This window comes from Stutzerimonas chloritidismutans, from assembly GCF_051486945.1.
Classification (GTDB): domain Bacteria; phylum Pseudomonadota; class Gammaproteobacteria; order Pseudomonadales; family Pseudomonadaceae; genus Stutzerimonas; species Stutzerimonas chloritidismutans_B.
The window spans coordinates 58810-77658 of sequence record NZ_JAHVDX010000005.1 but is presented as its reverse complement, the minus strand read 5'-3'; the positions used below and the strand labels follow the sequence as shown (position 1 = coordinate 77658).

13 protein-coding genes and 1 pseudogene are annotated in these 18849 nt (G+C 63.1%); 7 read left to right on the top strand and 7 right to left on the bottom strand.

The window, feature by feature from the left end:
* Positions 1-68: 68 nt before the first annotated feature.
* On the bottom strand, positions 69-803 hold the full coding sequence (gene pgeF, locus KXR72_RS18580; RefSeq protein WP_437422579.1) for a peptidoglycan editing factor PgeF: 735 nt from the start codon (positions 801-803) through the stop codon (positions 69-71).
* Positions 800-1774, bottom strand: coding sequence for a 23S rRNA pseudouridine(1911/1915/1917) synthase RluD (rluD, locus tag KXR72_RS18575; protein WP_437422578.1), 975 nt, complete (start codon positions 1772-1774; stop codon positions 800-802). The genes pgeF and rluD overlap by 4 nt, the downstream gene beginning before the upstream one ends.
* A 260-nt stretch (positions 1775-2034) precedes the next feature.
* Here rluD and KXR72_RS18570 point away from each other — a divergent pair, with 260 nt between their 5' ends.
* From KXR72_RS18570 to KXR72_RS18555, 4 genes are all read left to right on the top strand, one after another.
* Entirely contained in the window at positions 2035-3045 is a 1011-nt protein-coding gene (locus tag KXR72_RS18570) for an outer membrane protein assembly factor BamD (protein WP_437422577.1), read from the top strand.
* 73 nt (positions 3046-3118) lie between these two features.
* Positions 3119-3358 (top strand): PP0621 family protein, encoded by a 240-nt coding sequence (locus tag KXR72_RS18565; RefSeq protein ID WP_437422576.1) that lies wholly within the window; start codon positions 3119-3121, stop codon positions 3356-3358.
* Complete coding sequence (locus KXR72_RS18560) at positions 3348-4940, top strand: sensor histidine kinase (protein WP_437422575.1); 1593 nt, start codon at positions 3348-3350, stop codon at positions 4938-4940. Before KXR72_RS18565 ends, KXR72_RS18560 begins: the two co-directional genes overlap by 11 nt.
* 113 nt (positions 4941-5053) lie before the next feature.
* Positions 5054-6394, top strand: a complete 1341-nt coding sequence (locus KXR72_RS18555) for a sigma-54-dependent transcriptional regulator (RefSeq protein ID WP_437422574.1) — start codon at positions 5054-5056, stop codon at positions 6392-6394.
* Positions 6395-6461: 67 nt separating this feature from the next.
* Here KXR72_RS18555 and KXR72_RS18550 read toward each other — a convergent pair whose 3' ends face one another.
* Positions 6462-7517 carry a DUF2333 family protein gene (locus tag KXR72_RS18550; RefSeq protein ID WP_437422573.1) on the bottom strand — a complete coding sequence of 352 codons (1056 nt, stop codon included), beginning with the start codon at positions 7515-7517 and terminating at the stop codon, positions 6462-6464.
* Between the two features lie 212 nt (positions 7518-7729).
* On the opposite strand from KXR72_RS18550, the gene KXR72_RS18545 reads away from it, so the two are divergent.
* Both KXR72_RS18545 and KXR72_RS18540 read left to right on the top strand, forming a co-directional pair.
* Positions 7730-9340, top strand: coding sequence for a diguanylate cyclase (locus KXR72_RS18545; RefSeq protein WP_437422572.1), 1611 nt, complete (start codon positions 7730-7732; stop codon positions 9338-9340).
* Positions 9341-9393: 53 nt separating this feature from the next.
* Entirely contained in the window at positions 9394-11355 is a 1962-nt protein-coding gene (locus KXR72_RS18540; RefSeq protein WP_437422571.1) for a methyl-accepting chemotaxis protein, read from the top strand.
* 33 nt (positions 11356-11388) lie between these two features.
* On the opposite strand, the gene KXR72_RS18535 is transcribed toward KXR72_RS18540, so the two are convergent.
* The gene (locus KXR72_RS18535) at positions 11389-13680 is read right to left on the bottom strand and encodes a YgiQ family radical SAM protein (RefSeq protein WP_437422570.1); all 2292 of its coding nucleotides are present in this window, start codon (positions 13678-13680) and stop codon (positions 11389-11391) included.
* Between the two features lie 195 nt (positions 13681-13875).
* Here KXR72_RS18535 and KXR72_RS18530 point away from each other — a divergent pair.
* Positions 13876-15709, top strand: a pseudogene (locus KXR72_RS18530) (diguanylate cyclase domain-containing protein).
* Here KXR72_RS18530 and alr read toward each other — a convergent pair.
* The 3 genes from alr to rplI form a co-directional block, all read right to left on the bottom strand.
* Positions 15697-16773, bottom strand: a complete 1077-nt coding sequence (alr, locus tag KXR72_RS18525) for an alanine racemase (protein ID WP_437422569.1) — start codon at positions 16771-16773, stop codon at positions 15697-15699. The pseudogene KXR72_RS18530 and the gene alr sit on opposite strands and share 13 nt — an antisense overlap.
* 124 nt (positions 16774-16897) lie before the next feature.
* The gene (dnaB, locus tag KXR72_RS18520) at positions 16898-18292 is read right to left on the bottom strand and encodes a replicative DNA helicase (RefSeq protein ID WP_437422568.1); all 1395 of its coding nucleotides are present in this window, start codon (positions 18290-18292) and stop codon (positions 16898-16900) included.
* Between the two features lie 109 nt (positions 18293-18401).
* Positions 18402-18848: a 50S ribosomal protein L9 gene (gene rplI / locus KXR72_RS18515; RefSeq protein WP_243607451.1), complete on the bottom strand. Its 447-nt coding sequence runs from the start codon at positions 18846-18848 to the stop codon at positions 18402-18404.
* Position 18849 lies beyond the last annotated feature (1 nt).

The window sequence follows — 18849 nt, the reverse complement described above, 5'->3', positions numbered from 1 at the left end:
CAAGTCGCGCCGCATTGACGCACGTCATCGGCACAGCATTGCGGCAAGCAGCGTAGGACGCCGCCGATTCAGTCGAGCCAGATCAAGCTGGCGAAGCGCCCGGTATGCGATTCACGGCGGTAGGAGTAGAAGCGCGGATCCTGAAAGGTGCAGAAACCGCCGCCATAGACGTCGGTCACGCCACAGGCAGCCAGGCGGATGCGTGCCAGATGATAGAGGTCGGCCATGTAGCGGCCAGGGTTGCGGCTGGGCACGAAAGCCTTCGAGGCTGCAGCATGGCTCGTCACGAAGGCCTCGCGCACCTCGCCCCCCACCTCGAAAGAAGCCGGCCCGATGGCAGGCCCGAGCCAGGCCATCAGGCGATCCGGTGCGACGTCCAACTCGGCCACAGTGTGTTCCAGGATGCCACCCGCCAACCCACGCCAGCCAGCATGAGCCGCAGCCACGCGATGTCCATCGCGATCGCAGAACAGTACCGGCAGGCAATCGGCAGTGAGCACTGCACAGGCGAGCCCCGCGACATCGGTCCAGCTTGCGTCAGCCTGCGGACGACCCGCCTCACTCGCCAGCGTCACGATCGTCGAATGGGTCTGCTTGAGCCAAGCGGGCAGGCAGCCCAATGTGACATGCAGACGCTGCCGGTTGGCGGCAACGGCCAGCGGATCATCCCCGACGTGATCGCCCAGATTGAACGCATCGAACGGCGCGAGACTGACCCCACCCTGGCGAGTGGTCACGCAGGCGCGAACATTTCGAGGCGCAGGCCACTTGGGGACAAGCCACTCTTGCGGCCAATGCGTCATCCGACGAACGCCTCACGGTCCTGCTGCAACAGGCTCAACAGCCAGACGAAATCATCGGAGAGCGGCGACTCCCATTTCATGCGCTGCCCGGTCACAGGGTGGTCGAGCTCAAGGAAGCGCGCATGCAGCGCCTGCCGGGGAAAATCACGCAGGGTCTGCACCATCGTCGGGTTGGCCGCCGGCGGTATGCGGAACCGCCCGCTGTAGAGCGGATCGCCCACGAGCGGAAAGCCGATGTGGGACATGTGCACGCGAATCTGGTGAGTCCGCCCGGTTTCCAGCTTGACGCGCACATGTGTGTGCGAACGAAAGCGTTCAAGGACTCGGTAATGGCTGACCGCCGGCTTGCCGCTGTCGGTCACGGCCATACGCTGCCGCTGCTGCCCATGGCGACCAATCGGCGCATCGACGGTGCCGCCACTGATAACCACGCCGATCACGATGGCCTCATAAATGCGGCTGACACTGCGCGCTTGCAACTGCTCGACCAGGCGAGTCTGCGCTTGCAGCGTCTTCGCCACGACCATCAGCCCGGTGGTGTCCTTGTCCAGCCGGTGTACGATGCCGGCCCGCGGTACGTTGACCAATTCGGGGACATGGTGCAGCAGCGCATTGAGCAACGTGCCATCGGCATGCCCTGCAGCGGGATGAACGACAAGGCCTGCCGGCTTGTTCAGCACCAGGATTTGCTCGTCTTCGAAGACGATATCGAGGGGGATGTCCTGCGCTACCCATTCACCCTGCGCCTGCTGTTCGGCAGAAAGCTCGAGTACGGCACCCGCATGTACCGGATCACGCGGGCGCAGCGAGGCGCCGTCGACGGTCAACATCCCGTCTTTGATCCAGGCTGCAAGTCTTGACCGCGAATGCTCGGAGAAGAGTTGCGCAGCCACTTGGTCGAGACGCTGCCCCCCCAGCTCGAAAGGTACTTCGGCACGGAGATGGATGGCCTGGCTGGAAATCGTCGACATAACTTGAGCGCTTCGTGAAGAGTTGAGCGGCCGGGACGGCGCGCGTATCGCCTGCACACGGTACTCGCAAGGTGCGGCAGCGGTTAGGCAAACGAGGTTGGCGGCTTTCGGATCCGCCTCAGGCGGCAGAGGGCGAGCCTTTGGTTTCGGCAACACGCTTGTGTTTAAATACGGCGTCTTTGCCCTGGCCCGCCGGGGCGCCCATCATAACAGGACGGCTCCGCGCGAGACAGCCAGCCGTCACAGGGACGCAAGCCGCCATGCAAGTGAAACACCTGCTGCTGATCGCCATATTTGCCCTTACCGCTGCCTGCTCCTCCAAGGAAACCATCAGCGAGAACCTCGGCGAAGCGGAACTGTACCAGCAGGCACAGGCTGACCTGGACGACCGCAGTTTCACCAGTGCCATCAACAAGCTGAAGGCGCTCGAATCCCGATACCCCTTCGGCCGGTTCGCCGAACAGGCTCAGCTGGAACTGATCTACGCCTACTACCGCAACAGCGAGCCGGAAGCGGCCCGATCATCGGCCGAACGCTTCATCCGCCTGCATCCGCAACACCCCAATGTCGACTATGCCTACTACCTCAAGGGCCTCGCCTCGTTCGACCAGGACCGCGGCCTGCTGGCGCGCTTCCTGCCGCTGGACATGACCAAGCGCGACCCGGGTGCCGCCCGCGATTCCTTCAACGAATTCGCCCAGCTGACCAGCCGCTACCCGAACAGCCGCTACGCACCCGACGCCAAGGCACGCATGGTCTACCTGCGCAACCTGCTCGCCGCTAATGAAATACACGTTGCCGATTACTACTTGCGTCGCCAGGCATACGTCGCGGCCGCCAATCGCGGACGGTACGTGGTGGAGAACTTCCAGGGCACACCGGCCGTCGGCGATGGCCTGGCTGTCATGACCGAGGCCTATCAGCATCTCGATCTCGACGAGCTGGCCAACACCAGCCTCGAAACGCTCAAGCTCAATTACCCGGACCACCCCAGCCTGGAAGAGGGGCAGTTCGTGCCGCGCGAGCAAGAATCGGATAACCGCAGCTGGCTGTCACGTGCCACCCTGGGCCTGATCGAGACGGAGAATGCCTCGCCCGATACCACACAGTCGAACCTCGACGTGGTGCGCCAATACGAAGCCGCCGCCAAGGATCTGCCGGACGAACTGCGGCCGGTGTTGCGCGAGGCCGAAGCGGAAGCCGAGGCCGGCGAGGAGCGCGACGACGGCCGCTCCTGGTGGAGCTACCTGACCTTCGGCCTGTTCGATTGAATTTCGGCCCGAAACCGCTACCCGGGCTGTCCGGATGACAGCCCTGCCCACGGCCTAGCCAGGAAGTACCGATATGGGTCTGTTCCGCCTGTTGTTCTGGATCATCCTGATCGCCGCAGCGTTCTGGCTATGGCGGCGTCTGAAGAAAAGCGCCAGCACGCGTTCCGCCAAGCAGCCCAGGCAGGCCGGTTTGATGGTCCGTTGCGCGAACTGTGGCGTGCACGTGCCTCAGGATCAGGCCCTGCAGAACAATGACCAATGGTTCTGCAGCCAGGCCCACCTACAACAGAGCGGCAAGCCCGGTGGGAACTGAACGCCTGACGTTCCTGAGCTCGCAAGGCCGCCGCATTCTGCGTCTCTACCATCTTTATCGCGTCACGATCGGGCTGGTGCTGGTTCTGCTCGTCAGCAGCGACCTGCACAACGACCTGATGCGCATGAGCAATCCACAGGCTTTTACCCAGGGGGCCTGGATCTACCTGATCCTGAATATCCTGGCTGCGGTGTTGCTACAGAACCCCAAGCGGGAAATGGCCGTGCTGGCACTGGCTGTGCTGGACGTCAGCCTGTTGTCCGCCCTGTTTTATTTCGCGGGCGGCACACCCAGCGGCATCGGCAACCTATTGATCGTGGCGGTTGCGATTGCCAACGTCCTGCTGCGCGGGCGACTAGGTTTCCTCATTGCAGCAGTGGCTGCGACCGGACTCATCTACCTGACGTTCTATCTCAGCCTGGCCAACCCCGAGGCCAGCAGCCAATACGTCCAGGCCGCCGCGCTTGGCACCTTGTGCTTTGCCGCCGCCCTGCTAGTCCAAGGGCTGACTCGGCGCCTGCAGGATAGTGAAAGCCTGGCCCGCCAGCGCGCCGAGGAGGTCGCCAACCTCGAGGCACTCAATGCCCAGATTCTGCAGCGCATGCGAACCGGCATCATCGTGCTGGGACCACAAGACCGCGTCCTGCTGGCCAACCAGGGCGCGCTCGAGCTGTTAGGCCAGACCGAGCTGACTGGCGAGCGTCTGGCACCGCGCTGCCCTGAACTACTCAAGGCACTCCAGCGCTGGCGTGACAATCCAACCCTGCGCCCGAGTAACTTCAAGGCCACCCCCAACGGCGTGACCCTGCAGCCCAGCTTCGCGAGCCTGCAACACGGCGTCACGCAAGACACCCTCGTCTTCCTGGAAGACATCTCCCAGATTGCGCAAAAGGCGCAGCAGCTCAAGCTCGCCTCGTTGGGCCGGCTCACGGCAAGCATCGCGCACGAAATCCGCAACCCACTCGGCGCAATCAGCCACGCGGCGCAGCTGCTGCAAGAATCCGATGCGCTGGACGGGCCGGACATGCGTCTCGCCCAGATCATTCAGGACCACTCGAGGCGGATGAACCTGGTCATCGAAAACGTCTTGCAACTGTCGCGACGACGCCAGGCCGAACCACAACTACTCGATCTGAAATACTGGACGCACCGGTTCGCAAGCGAATTTCGCACCAGCTTGCCACCGCGCCAGAGCGTCCATGTGGAAACCCAGGGTAGCTCCCTGCAAACCCGCATGGATCCCAACCAGCTGGTTCAGGTGCTCACTAACCTGGTCCAGAATGGCCTGCGCTACAGCGCACAGCGGCACGACGAGGCCCAGGTCTGGCTGCGCCTGTTCCGTGACGAGGCCAGCGACCTGCCCGTACTGGAAGTGCTCGACGATGGCCCGGGCGTCCCGGCCGAGCAGGTCCAGAACATTTTCGAACCCTTCTTCACCACCGAAAGCAAGGGCACCGGTCTCGGCCTCTACATTTCGCGGGAGCTGTGCGAGAGCAATCAGGCGCGCCTGGACTATCGTGAACGGGAGGAAGGCGGCAGCTGCTTCCGGATCGTGTTCGCGCACCCGCGCAAGCTGGCCTGATCCAGCTGGAGCTGGCAGCAAGTCACACAACGATCAGGGGCGGGGTACAAAGCGCCAGCTAGGGCGTTACCATTGCAAGCCGCCCTACCCGTCGCAGAAGAAAGAACGAGACCATGACCGCCCGGCAGAAAGCCCTGATCATCGACGACGAACCAGACATCCGGGAGCTGCTGGAAATCACCCTCGGACGCATGAAGCTCGATACCCGCAGCGCACGCAATCTCAAGGAAGCACGCGAATGCCTGGCGCGCGAGCACTATGACCTCTGCCTGACCGACATGCGGCTGCCTGATGGCAGCGGCCTGGAGCTGGTGCAACACATTCAGCAGAAATACCCGCAGTTACCAGTGGCCATGATCACGGCCTATGGCAGCCTGGACACTGCCATAGGCGCGCTCAAGGCAGGCGCGTTCGACTTTCTCACCAAGCCGGTGGACCTCGGTCGGCTGCGCGAATTGGTCAACACCGCCCTGCGCCTGCGCGCACCCAACCCCAACGACCTGACCGTCGACAGCCGCTTACTCGGTTCCTCACCGCCGATGAACCAGCTGCGCAAGCAGATCGGCAAGTTGGCACGCAGCCAGGCGCCGGTCTACATCAGCGGCGAGTCAGGCAGCGGCAAGGAGCTGGTGGCACGCCTGATCCACGAACAGGGCCCGCGCAACGAGCAGCCCTTCGTGCCGGTCAACTGTGGCGCAATCCCATCTGAGCTCATGGAAAGCGAGTTCTTCGGGCACAAGAAAGGCAGTTTCACCGGCGCCATAGAGGACAAGCTCGGCTTGTTCCAGGCAGCCAATGGCGGCACGCTGTTTCTCGACGAGGTGGCGGACCTGCCGCTCCCCATGCAGGTCAAGCTGCTGCGCGCTATCCAGGAAAAAGCGGTGCGCGCCGTGGGGGGAGCAAAGGAAGTGGTGGTGGACGTACGTATCCTGTGCGCCACTCACAAAGACCTGGCGGCTGAAGTCAGCGCTGGCCGCTTTCGCCAGGATCTGTATTACCGCCTCAATGTCATCGAACTACGCGTGCCACCGCTACGTGAACGCCGCGAAGACATTGCGCAGCTGGCCGATACCATGCTGAAGCGGCTCGCGCAGGAATGTGGCGACACGCCAGCGCGGCTGCATCCCGACGCCCTGGCCAAACTGCAGAGCTACCGGTTCCCCGGCAATGTGCGCGAGCTGGAGAACATGCTCGAACGCGCCTATACGCTGTGCGAAGACGACCAGATCAAAGCCGCCGACCTGCGCCTGGCCGACGCGCCCGGGATGGGCGACGGTGGTGAGGCGAGCCTTGCCCAGATCGATAACCTCGAAGATCACCTGGAAGAGGTCGAGCGCAAGCTGATCATGCAAGCACTCGAGGAGACGCGCTGGAACCGGACGGCCGCAGCGCAGCGCCTCGGGCTGTCGTTCCGCTCGATGCGCTATCGTTTGAAAAAGCTTGGGCTGGATTGACGGAAACTGGAGGCGGACTTGAGCGCCCGGAGACGCCCTGCCCCCTCCAGCTGCGCAACCAGCAACGTTACCCTTGGGACAGCAGGTTGCGCAGATCGATGATCGCCGCGTTCGCCCGCGAAATGTAGTTGGCCATTACCAACGAATGATTCGCCAGCACGCCGTAACCGCTGCCGTTTAGGACCATCGGACTCCACAGCGGCTCCTGCGCCGCTTCGAGCTCACGAATGATTTGGCGGACGCTGACCGTAGCATTCTTCTTCGCCAGCACGTCGGCGAAATCGACCTCCACCGCCCGCAGCAGATGCGACAGCGCCCACGCCTGGCCACGAGCCTCGTAGAACACGTTGTCGATCTGCAACCAGGCCGTTTCAACGCGCTCCTCTTCTACTTCCGGCGCTACGCCTTGTGCCTGTAGTTCGGGCGCCAGCTTCGCGTCCAGGCGCACCCGGCCAACACTGGCGGATAGCCGCTGCGACAACGACCCCAGCCGTGTTCCCACGTCGCCCAGCCAATTGTTCAAATTATCCGCGCGGGCATAGAACTGGGCTTTCGGCGCTGGGTCGCTGAGGCGCGCCAGATAGCGGTCGAGAAACCGGATGCCATTGCGGTATTCAGCTTCGCTGGCCGGCAACGCCCAACTGCGGTTATCGAAGTTGAACAGCGGCTCGGCCTTCGACAGATCGGAGTCCTCAGTGGACTGCGACTGCGAGCGCGCAAAGTCCTTGCGCAACGCGCGGCTAAGATCGCGCACCTGCACCAGCACGCCATATTCCCAGGCCGGCATGTTGTCCAGCCAGAGGCCGGGCGGGGCGATATCGTTGGTCAGGTAGCCGCCCGGTTTATCGAGCAAAGTGCTGGCGACCTGCTTGAGCGTTTCGACCGTCGTGTAACCATTGGCAATCTGTCGCTGTGCCGCGTCCGCGGCCTGTCGAACGTGCTGCTGAACCGGGAAACGATCCGGCTCGCGACTCCAGTACCAACCGAGAATCAGCGAAACCAGCAGATAGACACCAACCACCGCGGCCAGGGCCAGCCACAGCGAATTGCGCCCCGCCCTGTCCGCCGTCGCGCTGTTTCCCGACGAGCCGGAGCGGCCAAGACGGTTTTTCCAATCCAACATGAGCAATGTCCTTCTCTCGTTTTCAGAGGTTCGACCGCCGGTCTGCGTGAAGCGTTGCGATCGGCGAGCCACTATAACGCAGGGAGCCAGGCACTAACGCACAATGAGAACCAGCGCGCCAAAGCGGCATCATCGTCACGCGGACGAGGTGGTAGCATGCAGCCACCATCGCGCCTCGACAGGTCAGTCGCATCGGCCAGGAAAAACCGGGAATGTCGGACCAGGAAAATCTCAAGCAACATTTCGCGCAACGGGTGATCCATCAAGCCCGTGAAGTGCTGGAAGTCTGGCAACAACTGCAGCGTGGTGAATGGAACGAGGCCTATCGCAGCGCCCTGAGCGAAGCCAATCAGCGGCTGCGACGCTTCGCCGAACGCTTCGACCAGAACGAACATCGACTGCTCGCCCTGAGCATCGAGGAGTGCCTAGGCGACATTCGCGACAACCGCGGCCGGCTGTCGAGCGACACCATTTCGACCCTCAGCCAATTGGTCTACCGCCTGGCCCGCACCGGCCTGCGCCATGGCGACCCGCGCGGGCAGTCAGCCTACGTGCCGCCGCTGAGCAAGCCCGTCTATATCGCGTTGGACAACCATGAACGCGCCCTGCATGTGGTTCGTCAGCTGGAGTTCTTCAGCATGACGGCACAGGCATTCGTCGACGACCGTCAGTTCCTCGCCGCCATGCATGAGCGCCACCCCGCCGCGATCGTCATGGATGTCGACTTTAACGGGACGGGTGAGGGGTTGAAGATGGTCGAGCGCATTCAGCAAGGCCTCGAGGAAAAGCTACCGATCCTATTCTTCAGCCACAGCGACACCGATACACCGATGCGCCTTGCCGCGGTTCGCGCGGGCGGGCTGGACTTCTTCACCGGCAGCCTGGATGCCTCGAGCCTGCTCGAGCGGATCGAGATTTTCACCCGCACGGCGCACTACGAGCCCTTTCGCGTCCTCATCATCGATGACTCCCGTGCCCAGGCCACCCACACCGAGCGCGTGCTGAACAACGCCGGCATCATTACCCGAACCCTCAATGACCCCATCCAGGCGATCAACCATCTCGCCGAGTTCCAGCCGGACCTGATCATTCTCGACATGTACATGCCCGACTGCATGGGTACCGAGCTAGCCAAGGTGATCCGCCAGCACGAGCGGTATGTCAGCGTGCCGATCATCTACCTCTCGGCCGAGGATGACCTGGACAAGCAGCTCGACGCTATGAACGAGGGCGGCGATGACTTCCTTACTAAGCCGATCAAGCCCAGCCACTTGATCGCTACGGTACGCACCCGCGCCGAGCGGGCACGCAACCTCAAGGCCCGGATCGTACGCGACAGCCTCACCGGTCTTTACAACCACACCCACAGCCTGCAGCTGCTGGAGGACGCTTGTGCCCGCTCGCGGCGCGACGGCCAATCGCTGTGCTTTGCCATGATCGACATCGATCACTTCAAGCGGGTCAACGACACCTACGGGCATCCGATGGGCGACCGGGTCATCAAGAGCCTGGCTTTGTTCCTCAAGCAGCGCCTGCGCAAGACCGACCACATCGGTCGCTACGGTGGTGAGGAGTTCGCCGTCGTGCTGCCCGACACGGCGATCGGCGACGCCTGGAAAGTACTCGACGACATTCGCCAGCGCTTTGCCGAGATACGCTTCCCTGCCCAACCGGCAGACCTTACGTGTACATTCAGCTGCGGCATTACCGAACTGAGCAGCGGCGCAGACACCAAGGCCATGACGCAGCAAGCGGACGAAGCGCTGTACCGCGCCAAGAAGAGTGGACGAAATTGCGTCGAACGGTTCGACGCTGTCACATGAGTGACATCATTTAGCCATACCGTCCTAGCCTCCCCGCCAGCTGGAGGCCAGGAATGCGCCTTAAATCGCTCACCACCATCAATACTCTGCTGCTCGTGGCGATCTGCCTGGCGCTCGGCCTCACCCTGTGGTGGTCGGAACGCGCGCTCAGCCGTCCTTATCAGCTCATGGCGCAGTACCTCAACCTGTCGCAGCAATTTCAGACCGACGTGGCGCGCAACATCAGCGGTTACCTGGCCTCTGGCGATACGCTGCGTCATAACGCGGCTGTTCAATCACTGGACGCCCTGGCCAGCGAAATCGAAGGGCTACCGCCCGCGTTCGCCGAGCAAGTGCGGCCAAGCCTCGAGGCGCTGCGCCAGTTCACCGCAGGCGAACTGCTGGCCGCCGGTAAGCTCGCAGGCGATCCTCAGGGCCTGCTACTACAGGCCGAGCGCGAGCTGGCAGGCAATCTCGAGCAGCTCCAACGGTATGTCGGCAAAAGCTCAGCGCTGGCTGCTTCGAGTTATCAACTCCCGCTGTTCGAAGCCAGCCGCCACCTGCTACGCCTAAGCCATGCCCGCGCCAAGCTGGTATCCAGCGGCCGCGATGAATTGGCATCGGAAGTCGAACAAGCCCTGGCAGGGCTTACCCAGGAAGTGGAGCGAATTGGATCGCTGCCGCTGCTAGGCGTGGTCACCGAACAGCGTTCCGGTGCAAGCGCGTTTGCCGCAATACTCGACTTGGACAGCGAGGCGGCAGACAGCAGCGAGGACGAGGGGGTCGCCTTCAAACGGGAACTGTCGAGCTTGCTCAAGCGATACCCCGCCGAGCTTCAGCGCACCCGGGACCTGATTCGCCAACGCAGCGAACTGGCAGCCAGCAGTGCCGAGCGCATCGCCGGTTTGCAGGATTCGCTGGGCAAGCTGGAGCCGGAAATCCGCGACCAGTATGGGCAGATCCAGTTCGAGGTGCGTTTGATCCAGGGGACCATCATCGCGTTGATCCTGCTGATCGCCCTGGCCATCGACCAACTGCAGCGGCGTCTCACGCAGGCGCTCGGCCAATTGGTCCCGGCGCTCTCATCCTGGGCAAAGGGCGACTTCAGTCAACACGTCGCGCTTCGCTCGAACACACCGGAACTGATCGATATCGCGACCTCGCTCAACCAGTTGCGCGGCTACCTGCTGGGGCTGGTCGGCACGCTGCGCGAACACGCCGAAGAAGTCAGCCAGAGCAGCCACAACCTGGCGTTGATGAGCAGCAACCTGCATCAGGGCGCGAGTCGCCAGACCGAAGACACGGCACAGATTCGAGATTCACTGGCCGAACTCGAAGCGACTATCCAGGACGTAGCCAACGGCGCTGGACAAACCGCGGAAGCCGGGCAGGCGGCAAGCAGCGCCGTCGCGCATGGACAGCAGGTGATCAGCCAGAGCCTGGCCGGCCTGCGTGGGCTGGTCGATGAGGTAGAGGACAACGCCGTCGCCATTGAACGCCTGGCCAACGAGACCAGCTCGATCGGCAGCGTGCTGACCGTTATCCGGGCCATTGCCGAGCAGACGAACCTGCTTGCGTTAAACGCGGCCATCGAGGCAGCCCGGGCCGGCGAACAGGGCCGCGGATTTGCCGTGGTAGCGGACGAGGTGCGAACACTGGCACAGCGCACCAGCGGCGCGACCGAAGAGATTCAACAGCTGATTGGCACGTTGCAGAAGGCGGCCCACCAGTCGCTAGCAGCCATGCGCGTCCAGGTCGATCATGCACGCGGCACCGCCGAGCTCGCCGAGACTGCCGACCAGGCCTTGCTGCGAATCGTCGAGACCATCGGCAGCATCGAACACATGGCCGCGCAGATCGCGCAAGCCACCGCCCAGCAGGGCGACGCCGTGAGCGAGATTCGCGGGCATAGCGAGCGCATCCATCAGTTAGGCGACACTAACCTGGAACACATCAGCCAAGGTCGGGAGCAGAGCGAGCAGATGCTGCGCCTGGCGGGCGACCTCAACCGGGCGACTCAGACGTTCCGCTGCTGACCGAAGCGGAACGCTAGCGCCCGGATGCGCCAATCAGCGCGGTACGGCCGGCCGCTGGGACGGCTTGCGGCTCTTTGGCGGTTTGCCGTTGCCGGCCGCCGCCTTGCGGCGTGCTTCGGCGGCAGCCTTGGCCTGCTCGCGCTTGTCCCAGGCATTGCCGTCATGGCTGCGTGGTGGCAAGCCATTGTGCTGGGTAAGGATCTGTCCGCCCTGCCCCGCCTTCTTGCTGCCGGCCGGCGTCGAGTTCTTTCGACGCGCGCTGTGGTAACCCTCGGTCGCCGGCTGATGCGCCGGGATGAGCTGGTGCTTGCCGCTGCCGATCAGATCGCCGCGCCCCATGCGCAATAGCGCCTCGCGCAGCATCGGCCAGCCCTTGGGGTCGTGATAGCGCAGGAAAGCCTTGTGCAGGCGGCGCTGCTCCTCGCTCTTGACGATGGCGACCTCTTCGCTTTTGTACGTCACCTTGCGCAGCGGGTTCTTGCCGCTGTGGTACATGGCCGTGGCGCTGGCCATCGGCGAGGGGTAGAAGGCCTGAACCTGATCGGCGCGGAAGCCATTGGCCTTTAGCCACAGCGCGAGATTCATCATGTCCTCGTCAGTGGTGCCGGGATGCGCCGCGATGAAGTACGGGATCAGGTACTGCTCCTTGCCCGCCTCCTTGGAAAACTTGTCGAACATGCGCTTGAACCGGTCATAGGAGCCGATTCCAGGTTTCATCATCTTGTCCAACGGCCCGCGCTCGGTGTGCTCGGGCGCGATTTTCAGATAGCCGCCGACGTGATGGGTGACCAGTTCCTTGACGTATTCGGGCGATTCCACGGCGAGGTCATAACGCAGCCCCGAGGCGATCAGGATCTTCTTCACGCCTGGCAGCGCGCGCGCTTTGCGGTACAGCTCGATCAACGAGCTATGGTCGGTGTTCAGGTTTTCACAAATGCCGGGATACACGCACGACGGCTTGCGGCAGTGCTTCTCGATCTCCGTGCTCTTGCAGGCGATGCGATACATGTTGGCGGTAGGCCCGCCGAGGTCGGACACCACGCCAGTGAACCCCGGCAGCTTCTTCATCTCCTCGATCTCATGCAGGATCGATTCGTGCGAGCGGTTCTGGATGATTCGGCCTTCATGCTCGGTGATCGAACAGAAGGTGCAGCCGCCGAAGCAGCCGCGCATGATGTTCACCGAGAAGCGGATCATCTCGTAGGCTGGAATCTTGCTGCCGCCATACGCCGGATGCGGGACCCGCGCGAACGGCGAGGCGAACACATAGTCCATCTCCTCGGTGCTCAACGGAATGGGCGGCGGGTTCAGCCAAATGTCATGGTCGCCGTGCCGTTGCACCAGCGCACGCGCATTGCCCGGATTGGTCTCCAGATGCAGGACGCGGTTGGCATGGGCGTAAAGCGCAGGGTCGTTGCGCACTTTCTCGAAAGACGGCAACCGGATGACGGTCCTGTCGCGCTCGATCTTCGGGTTCGGCAGCAACTGGACGACCTTCGCCTCGTTCGGGTCATCCGCCAGGCCACTCCCGCCTTTTTCCTGCTCGATGGCGCACGACTGCAGGTCTTGGGTACTGACGTAAGGATTGATGATCTTGTCGACCTTGCCCGGACGGTCGATCCGGGTGGAGTCGATCTCGAACCAGCCCTGAGGCGAATCCTTGCGCAGGAAGGCGGTGCCGCGTACGTCGGTGATCTCTTCGACCCGTTCACCACGAGCCAGGCGCTGCGCCACCTCGACCACAGCGCGCTCAGCGTTGCCGTACAGCAGGATGTCGGCCGTGGCGTCCATCAGGATCGAGCGGCGGACCTTGTCCTGCCAGTAATCGTAGTGGGCGATGCGGCGTAGCGATGCCTCGATGCCACCAAGGATCACTGGCGTGTCCTTGTAGGCCTCCTTGCAACGCTGGCTGTAGACCAGGCTGGCGCGATCCGGGCGCTTGCCGGCCTGCCCGCCAGCGGTATAGGCGTCATCCGAGCGCACCTTCCGGTCGGCGGTGTAGCGGTTGATCATCGAATCCATGTTGCCCGCCGCGATGCCGAAGAACAGATTCGGCTGGCCGAGCTTCATGAAATCGTCTTTGCTCTGCCAGTTGGGCTGGCTGATGATGCCAACGCGAAAGCCCTGCGCTTCGAGCAGGCGGCCAATGATCGCCATGCCGAACGACGGATGGTCGACGTAGGCGTCCCCGGTGACGATGATCACGTCGCACGAATCCCAGCCGAGCTGATCCATCTCCTCTCTGCTCATCGGCAGGAAAGGCGCTGGACCGAAACACTCGGCCCAGTACTTGGGATAGTCGAACAATGGCTTGGCTGCGTGCATGGCGGAGCACCGGGGCAACGAAAACGGGCGCGGAATATAGCACAAAAAATGATCAAGCCCGACCATTGCGCAGGGTCTTTCTCACGCGGGGCGACAGGCGCACCCGCCGCCCCTGCGCGCCGTTATACTCGCGCGACCCAGCCCCTGCTTCGAGTTCCGGATATCCCGGTGCGCACCCTTCTCATCGCGTTGCTCATGACCCTCTCAAGCCTGGGCATCGCTCGGGCCGACACCCTCGTTCTCGACCCGACCGACAGTGGCCGCGGGCTCAACACCCAGGTCGACCTGCTGGAAGGCCGGGACGCAGCTGGACATCCAACAGCTTCAAGCCCCCGAGATACAGGCCCGCTTCCAGCCCGCCCACGGCAAGGCCAGCGTAGGGCAGAGCCCGAACCCCTGGTGGATCCGGGTCAAACTCCAGCGCACCCACGACGCGCCGGCGTCCTGGTGGCTGGAAGTCGGCTCGGTCACGCTGAAGGATCTGCGCCTCTACCTGCCGGACGGCAATGGGGGCTGGCAAGAGCGGCAATCCGGAGAGCGGGTCGGCTTCAACGAAGGGCGCGACTACCCCTATCGACGCATGCTGTTCCGGCTGCCGCCGCTGGACGACCAACAGGCGGCGACTGTTTACCTGCGCAGCTATGACCCGGCCGGCAATTCCTTTCCGCTCAAGGTTTGGCAACTCGACGCGCTGCAGGAGCAGGCCGTTGGCGAGAACCTGTTTCTCGGCCTCGTCTACGGCGTGATCCTGGCGATGCTGCTCTACAACCTGTTCATTTTTCTCAGCCTGCACGACACCGCCTATTTCTGGTACGTCATGACCACCAGCGGCGCCCTGCTGATGATCCTGGCGATGACCGGCCACGGTTTCCAGTACCTCTGGCCTGGCGGGCCGGTCCCGTTCTGGCTGGATCGCATCAGCATCCCGGCACTGTGGGGCTTCAGCGCCTGTCGCTTCACACAAACCTTGTTGCAAACGCGCCGCTTCGTACCCTGGGCGCATCGGCTGCTGACCTTCGCCTGCGTGCTCTACGGGCTCGCTGTGCTGCTCAATGCCTTCGGCTGGCGCGCATTCGGCGCCTGGGTCTTCGTGGCGTTGGCGTTCACTGCGATACCGGCCTCGCTCTGGGCCTCGTTTGGCCGCTGGCGCCAAGGCTACTTTCCAGCGGTGCTCTACCTGCTCGGTTTCGGCGTGATTCTCGGCAGCGTCAACCTGCTGCTCTTGCGTGCGACCGGCGTCGTCCAGCCCGCCGCCTGGAATGCATTCGCCTTTCCGCTGGCCGTTGCTGCCGAATCCATCCTGTTCTCCTTTGCCCTGGCCTACCGCATCCAGATTCTCAAACAGGAGCGCGCCGCGGCGCTGGAGCATGCCGACCGCGAAAAGAGCGAGCGGCTGCGACACATTCAAGCCAGCGCCGAACAGCTCAGCCTTGCCGTTGAGGCACGCACCGCGGAACTCGCCGAAGCCAACCGGCACCTCAGCGCCCAGGAAGTCGAGCTCAAGCAGGCAGCCTTCCACGACCCGCTGACCGAGCTGCCGAACCGCCGCTTCCTAATCGAGCGCATCGAGCAGGCCATGGGCGAGGCTCGCCAGCGGGGCGAGTCCGTTGCGCTGCTGTTGATCGATCTGGATCACTTCAAGCCGATCAATGACGGGTACGGCCACGATGCTGGCGACCTACTGTTGCGCACCCTTGGCCAGCGTTTGCGCAGCCTGGTGCGCAGCAGCGACATGGCTGCCCGGCTGGGCGGCGACGAATTCGCGGTACTGCTGACCGGGCCGGATGCTGAGCAGGACGCCGCGCCGATTGCCGAACGCCTGCTTGATGAACTGTCGCGGCCGGTGCCTTATCGAGGTGTTGGGCTGGCCGTGACTGTCAGCGTCGGCGCGGCATTCTTTCCCCGTCATGCCGGTGAGTTCTCACAGCTCCACAAAGCGGCGGACGAAGCGCTCTATCAAGCCAAGCAGCGGGGCCGGGCGAACTGGGTGCAACAGGACGGACAGGCCGCGGCCGATCAGCCGATATAACGACGCGGCACCCGGCCGGTCACTTTGGTCAGCAATTCATAGCCAATGGTGCCGCATGCCTGGGCCAGCTCGTCGATCGGCATCTGCGCGCCCCACAGCTCTACCGCATCACCAGGATGAGCCTGCGGCAAGTCGGTAAGGTCCACCGCAAGCATGTCCATCGATACCCGACCAGCCAAGGGCACACGCTGCCCGTGGATGACCACTGACGTGCCGGCCGGCGCGCTGCGCGGATAACCATCGGCATAACCGCAGCTCACCGTTCCGATTCGCGAGGGTCGCTGCGCCACCCAGCTGGCACCGTAGCCGACGCTGTCACCGGCCGGCACCTCACGCACCGCGATCAGCGCCCCGGTCAGCGTCATTGCCGGCTTGAGCCCCAGCTCCCTGGCGCTCAGTTCGGCGAATGGCGTGGCGCCGTAGAGCATGATGCCGGGCCGGATCCAGGCCATATGTGCCTGTGGCAAGGTCAGCACCGCAGCGGAATTAGCTAGCGAGCACTGATCGAACGCCAACGGCAGCAGCTCCGCATAGCGTTCAAGCTGCAGTTCGTTCAGCGGATGGCCGCGCTCGTCGGCGCAGGCAAAATGGCTGATCAGGTTCAGTTCGCTGACCTGAGCCGCTCCCGTCAGCAGCGCATGGCATTCCCTCAGCTCAGCCAGGCTGAAGCCCAGCCGGTGCATACCCGAGTCCAGTTTAAGCCACACGTTCAGCGGCCGCGCCAACTCAGCGCGCAACAGCCATTCAGCCTGGCGCCGGTCCTGAATTGCGACGTCCAGCCCCAGCTCGGCAGCGCGCAGATATTCCGCGGGTTCGAAGCAACCTTCGAGCAGCAGGATTCGCGTCTCGGGGGCCTCAGCACGAATCGTTTCGGCTTCTTCGAGGCAGGCTACAGCGAAGCCATCGGCAAGATCGTGCAACGCCGCCACGATTTCAGGCGCGCCGTGGCCGTAGGCGTTGGCCTTGACGACGGCGAACGCCTTGCGCTGGGGCGCGCATTGCTTGGCGAGCTGGTAGTTGTGGCGTATCGCGGTCAGATCGACCGTGGCGACCAACGGGCGCATGGGTGTGATTCCTGTACAGCGGCGGGCGAGGCGGGAATCTTACTCTGCGCACACTCGGTCGTGCAGGCCGACCCGCTATGCAAAGGCACGGCTCGCACCGAAGTACGGAACATGCCGACAGCGGCTACTCGTCGTCGAACTGATAGCTACCCGGCGCCAGGTTCTCGAACCGTGAATACTTGCCAAGAAAGGCCAGGCGGGTCGTGCCAATCGGGCCGTTCCGTTGTTTCCCGATGATGATTTCGGCGACGCCCTTGTACTCGGTCTCCGGGTGATAGACCTCGTCCCGGTAGACGAACATGATGATGTCAGCGTCCTGCTCGATCGCCCCCGATTCGCGCAAGTCGGAGTTCACCGGGCGCTTGTTGGGGCGTTGCTCCAGGGAGCGGTTGAGCTGCGACAAGGCGATCACCGGGCAATTGAACTCCTTCGCCAGGCCTTTGAGGGACCGGGAGATTTCGGAAATTTCGTTGGTCCGGTTGTCGCCGCTGGAGCCGGGAATCTGCATCAGCTGCAAGTAGTCGACCATGATCATGCCGATCTCGCCGTGCTCGCGCGCCAAACGCCGGGTGCGCGCGCGCATTTCCGACGGGCTGATACCCGCGGTATCGTCGATGAACAGCTTGCGGTCGTTGAGCAGATTGACGGCCGAGGTGAGTCGCGGCCAATCGTCATCGCTGAGCTTGCCGGTACGCACCTTGGTTTGGTCGATGCGACCGAGCGAGGCCAGCATACGGATCACGATGGAGTCGGCAGGCATTTCCAGCGAGTAGACCAAGATCGCCTTGTCGGAGCGAAGCACGGCGTTTTCGACCAGGTTCATGGCGAAGGTGGTCTTACCCATGGAGGGGCGGCCCGCCACGATGATGAGATCCGCTGGCTGCAGGCCGCTGGTCGCTTCGTCGAGATCGGTAAAACCAGTGGACAGGCCCGTGATCGCTTCGCCTGCATTGAACAGCGTATCGATTCGATCGATCGCCTTGACCAGGATGTCGTTGATGCCGATTGGGCCGCCGGTCTTTGGCCGCGCTTCGGCAATCTGGAAGATTAGCCGCTCTGCCTCGTCGAGAATTTCCTCGCCGGTGCGGCCTTGCGGTGCGTAGGCGCTGTCGGCGATCTCGTTGCTGATGCCGATCAACTGCCGCAGCGTAGCGCGCTCGCGAATGATCTGCGCATAGGCCTTGATGTTCGCGACCGAGGGTGTGTTTTTCGCCAGCTCACCGAGATAGGCCAACCCGCCGACTTGAGCCAGATGGCCTTCCTTGTCCAGTTGCTCGGAAAGCGTCACCACATCGAACGGCGAGTTGCGTTCGGCGAGGGCGAAGATCGCGCGGAAGATCAGCCGGTGGTCATGGCGATAGAAATCGCCATCGGACACCTGATCGAGCACGCGCTCCCAGGAATTGTTGTCGAGCATCAGGCCACCCAGCACGGCTTGTTCGGCCTCGATCGAATGCGGCGGCACCTTGAGCGCGGCGGTTTCCAGATCGTATTGCTGTGGGATGCTGATGTCGTTCATGGCACTCGTGAATCAATGGGTTCAGAAAGACAAAGGGCACGTTCCACCTGGGTGGAAACGTGCCCGATGTTACGCGTCAGGCACCGGTGGTGCCAGACAACGACTGGCTTCAGCCAGCGACCACGATCAGCTTGACGGTCGCTTCGACGTCAGTGTGCAGGTGCACCGCGACGTCGTATTCGCCGACCTGACGGATAGTACCGTTAGGCAGACGGATTTCGCTCTTGGCCACTTCGACGCCGGAGGCGGTCAGCGCATCGGCGATGTCGTGGGTACCGATGGAACCGAACAGCTTGCCCTCATCGCCCGCGGTCGCGGTGATGGTGACTTCCAGCTCAGCCAATTGCGCAGCACGCGCTTCGGCGGACGCCTTGCGCTCGGCAGCGGCCTTTTCCAGCTCGGCACGGCGTGCTTCGAACTCGGCGATGTTCGCCGGGGTCGCAGCAGTGGCCTTGCGCTGTGGCAGCAGGTAGTTACGGCCGTAGCCGGCCTTGACGTTTACCTTGTCGCCCAGGTTGCCCAGGTTTGCGACTTTTTCCAGCAGGATGACTTCCATT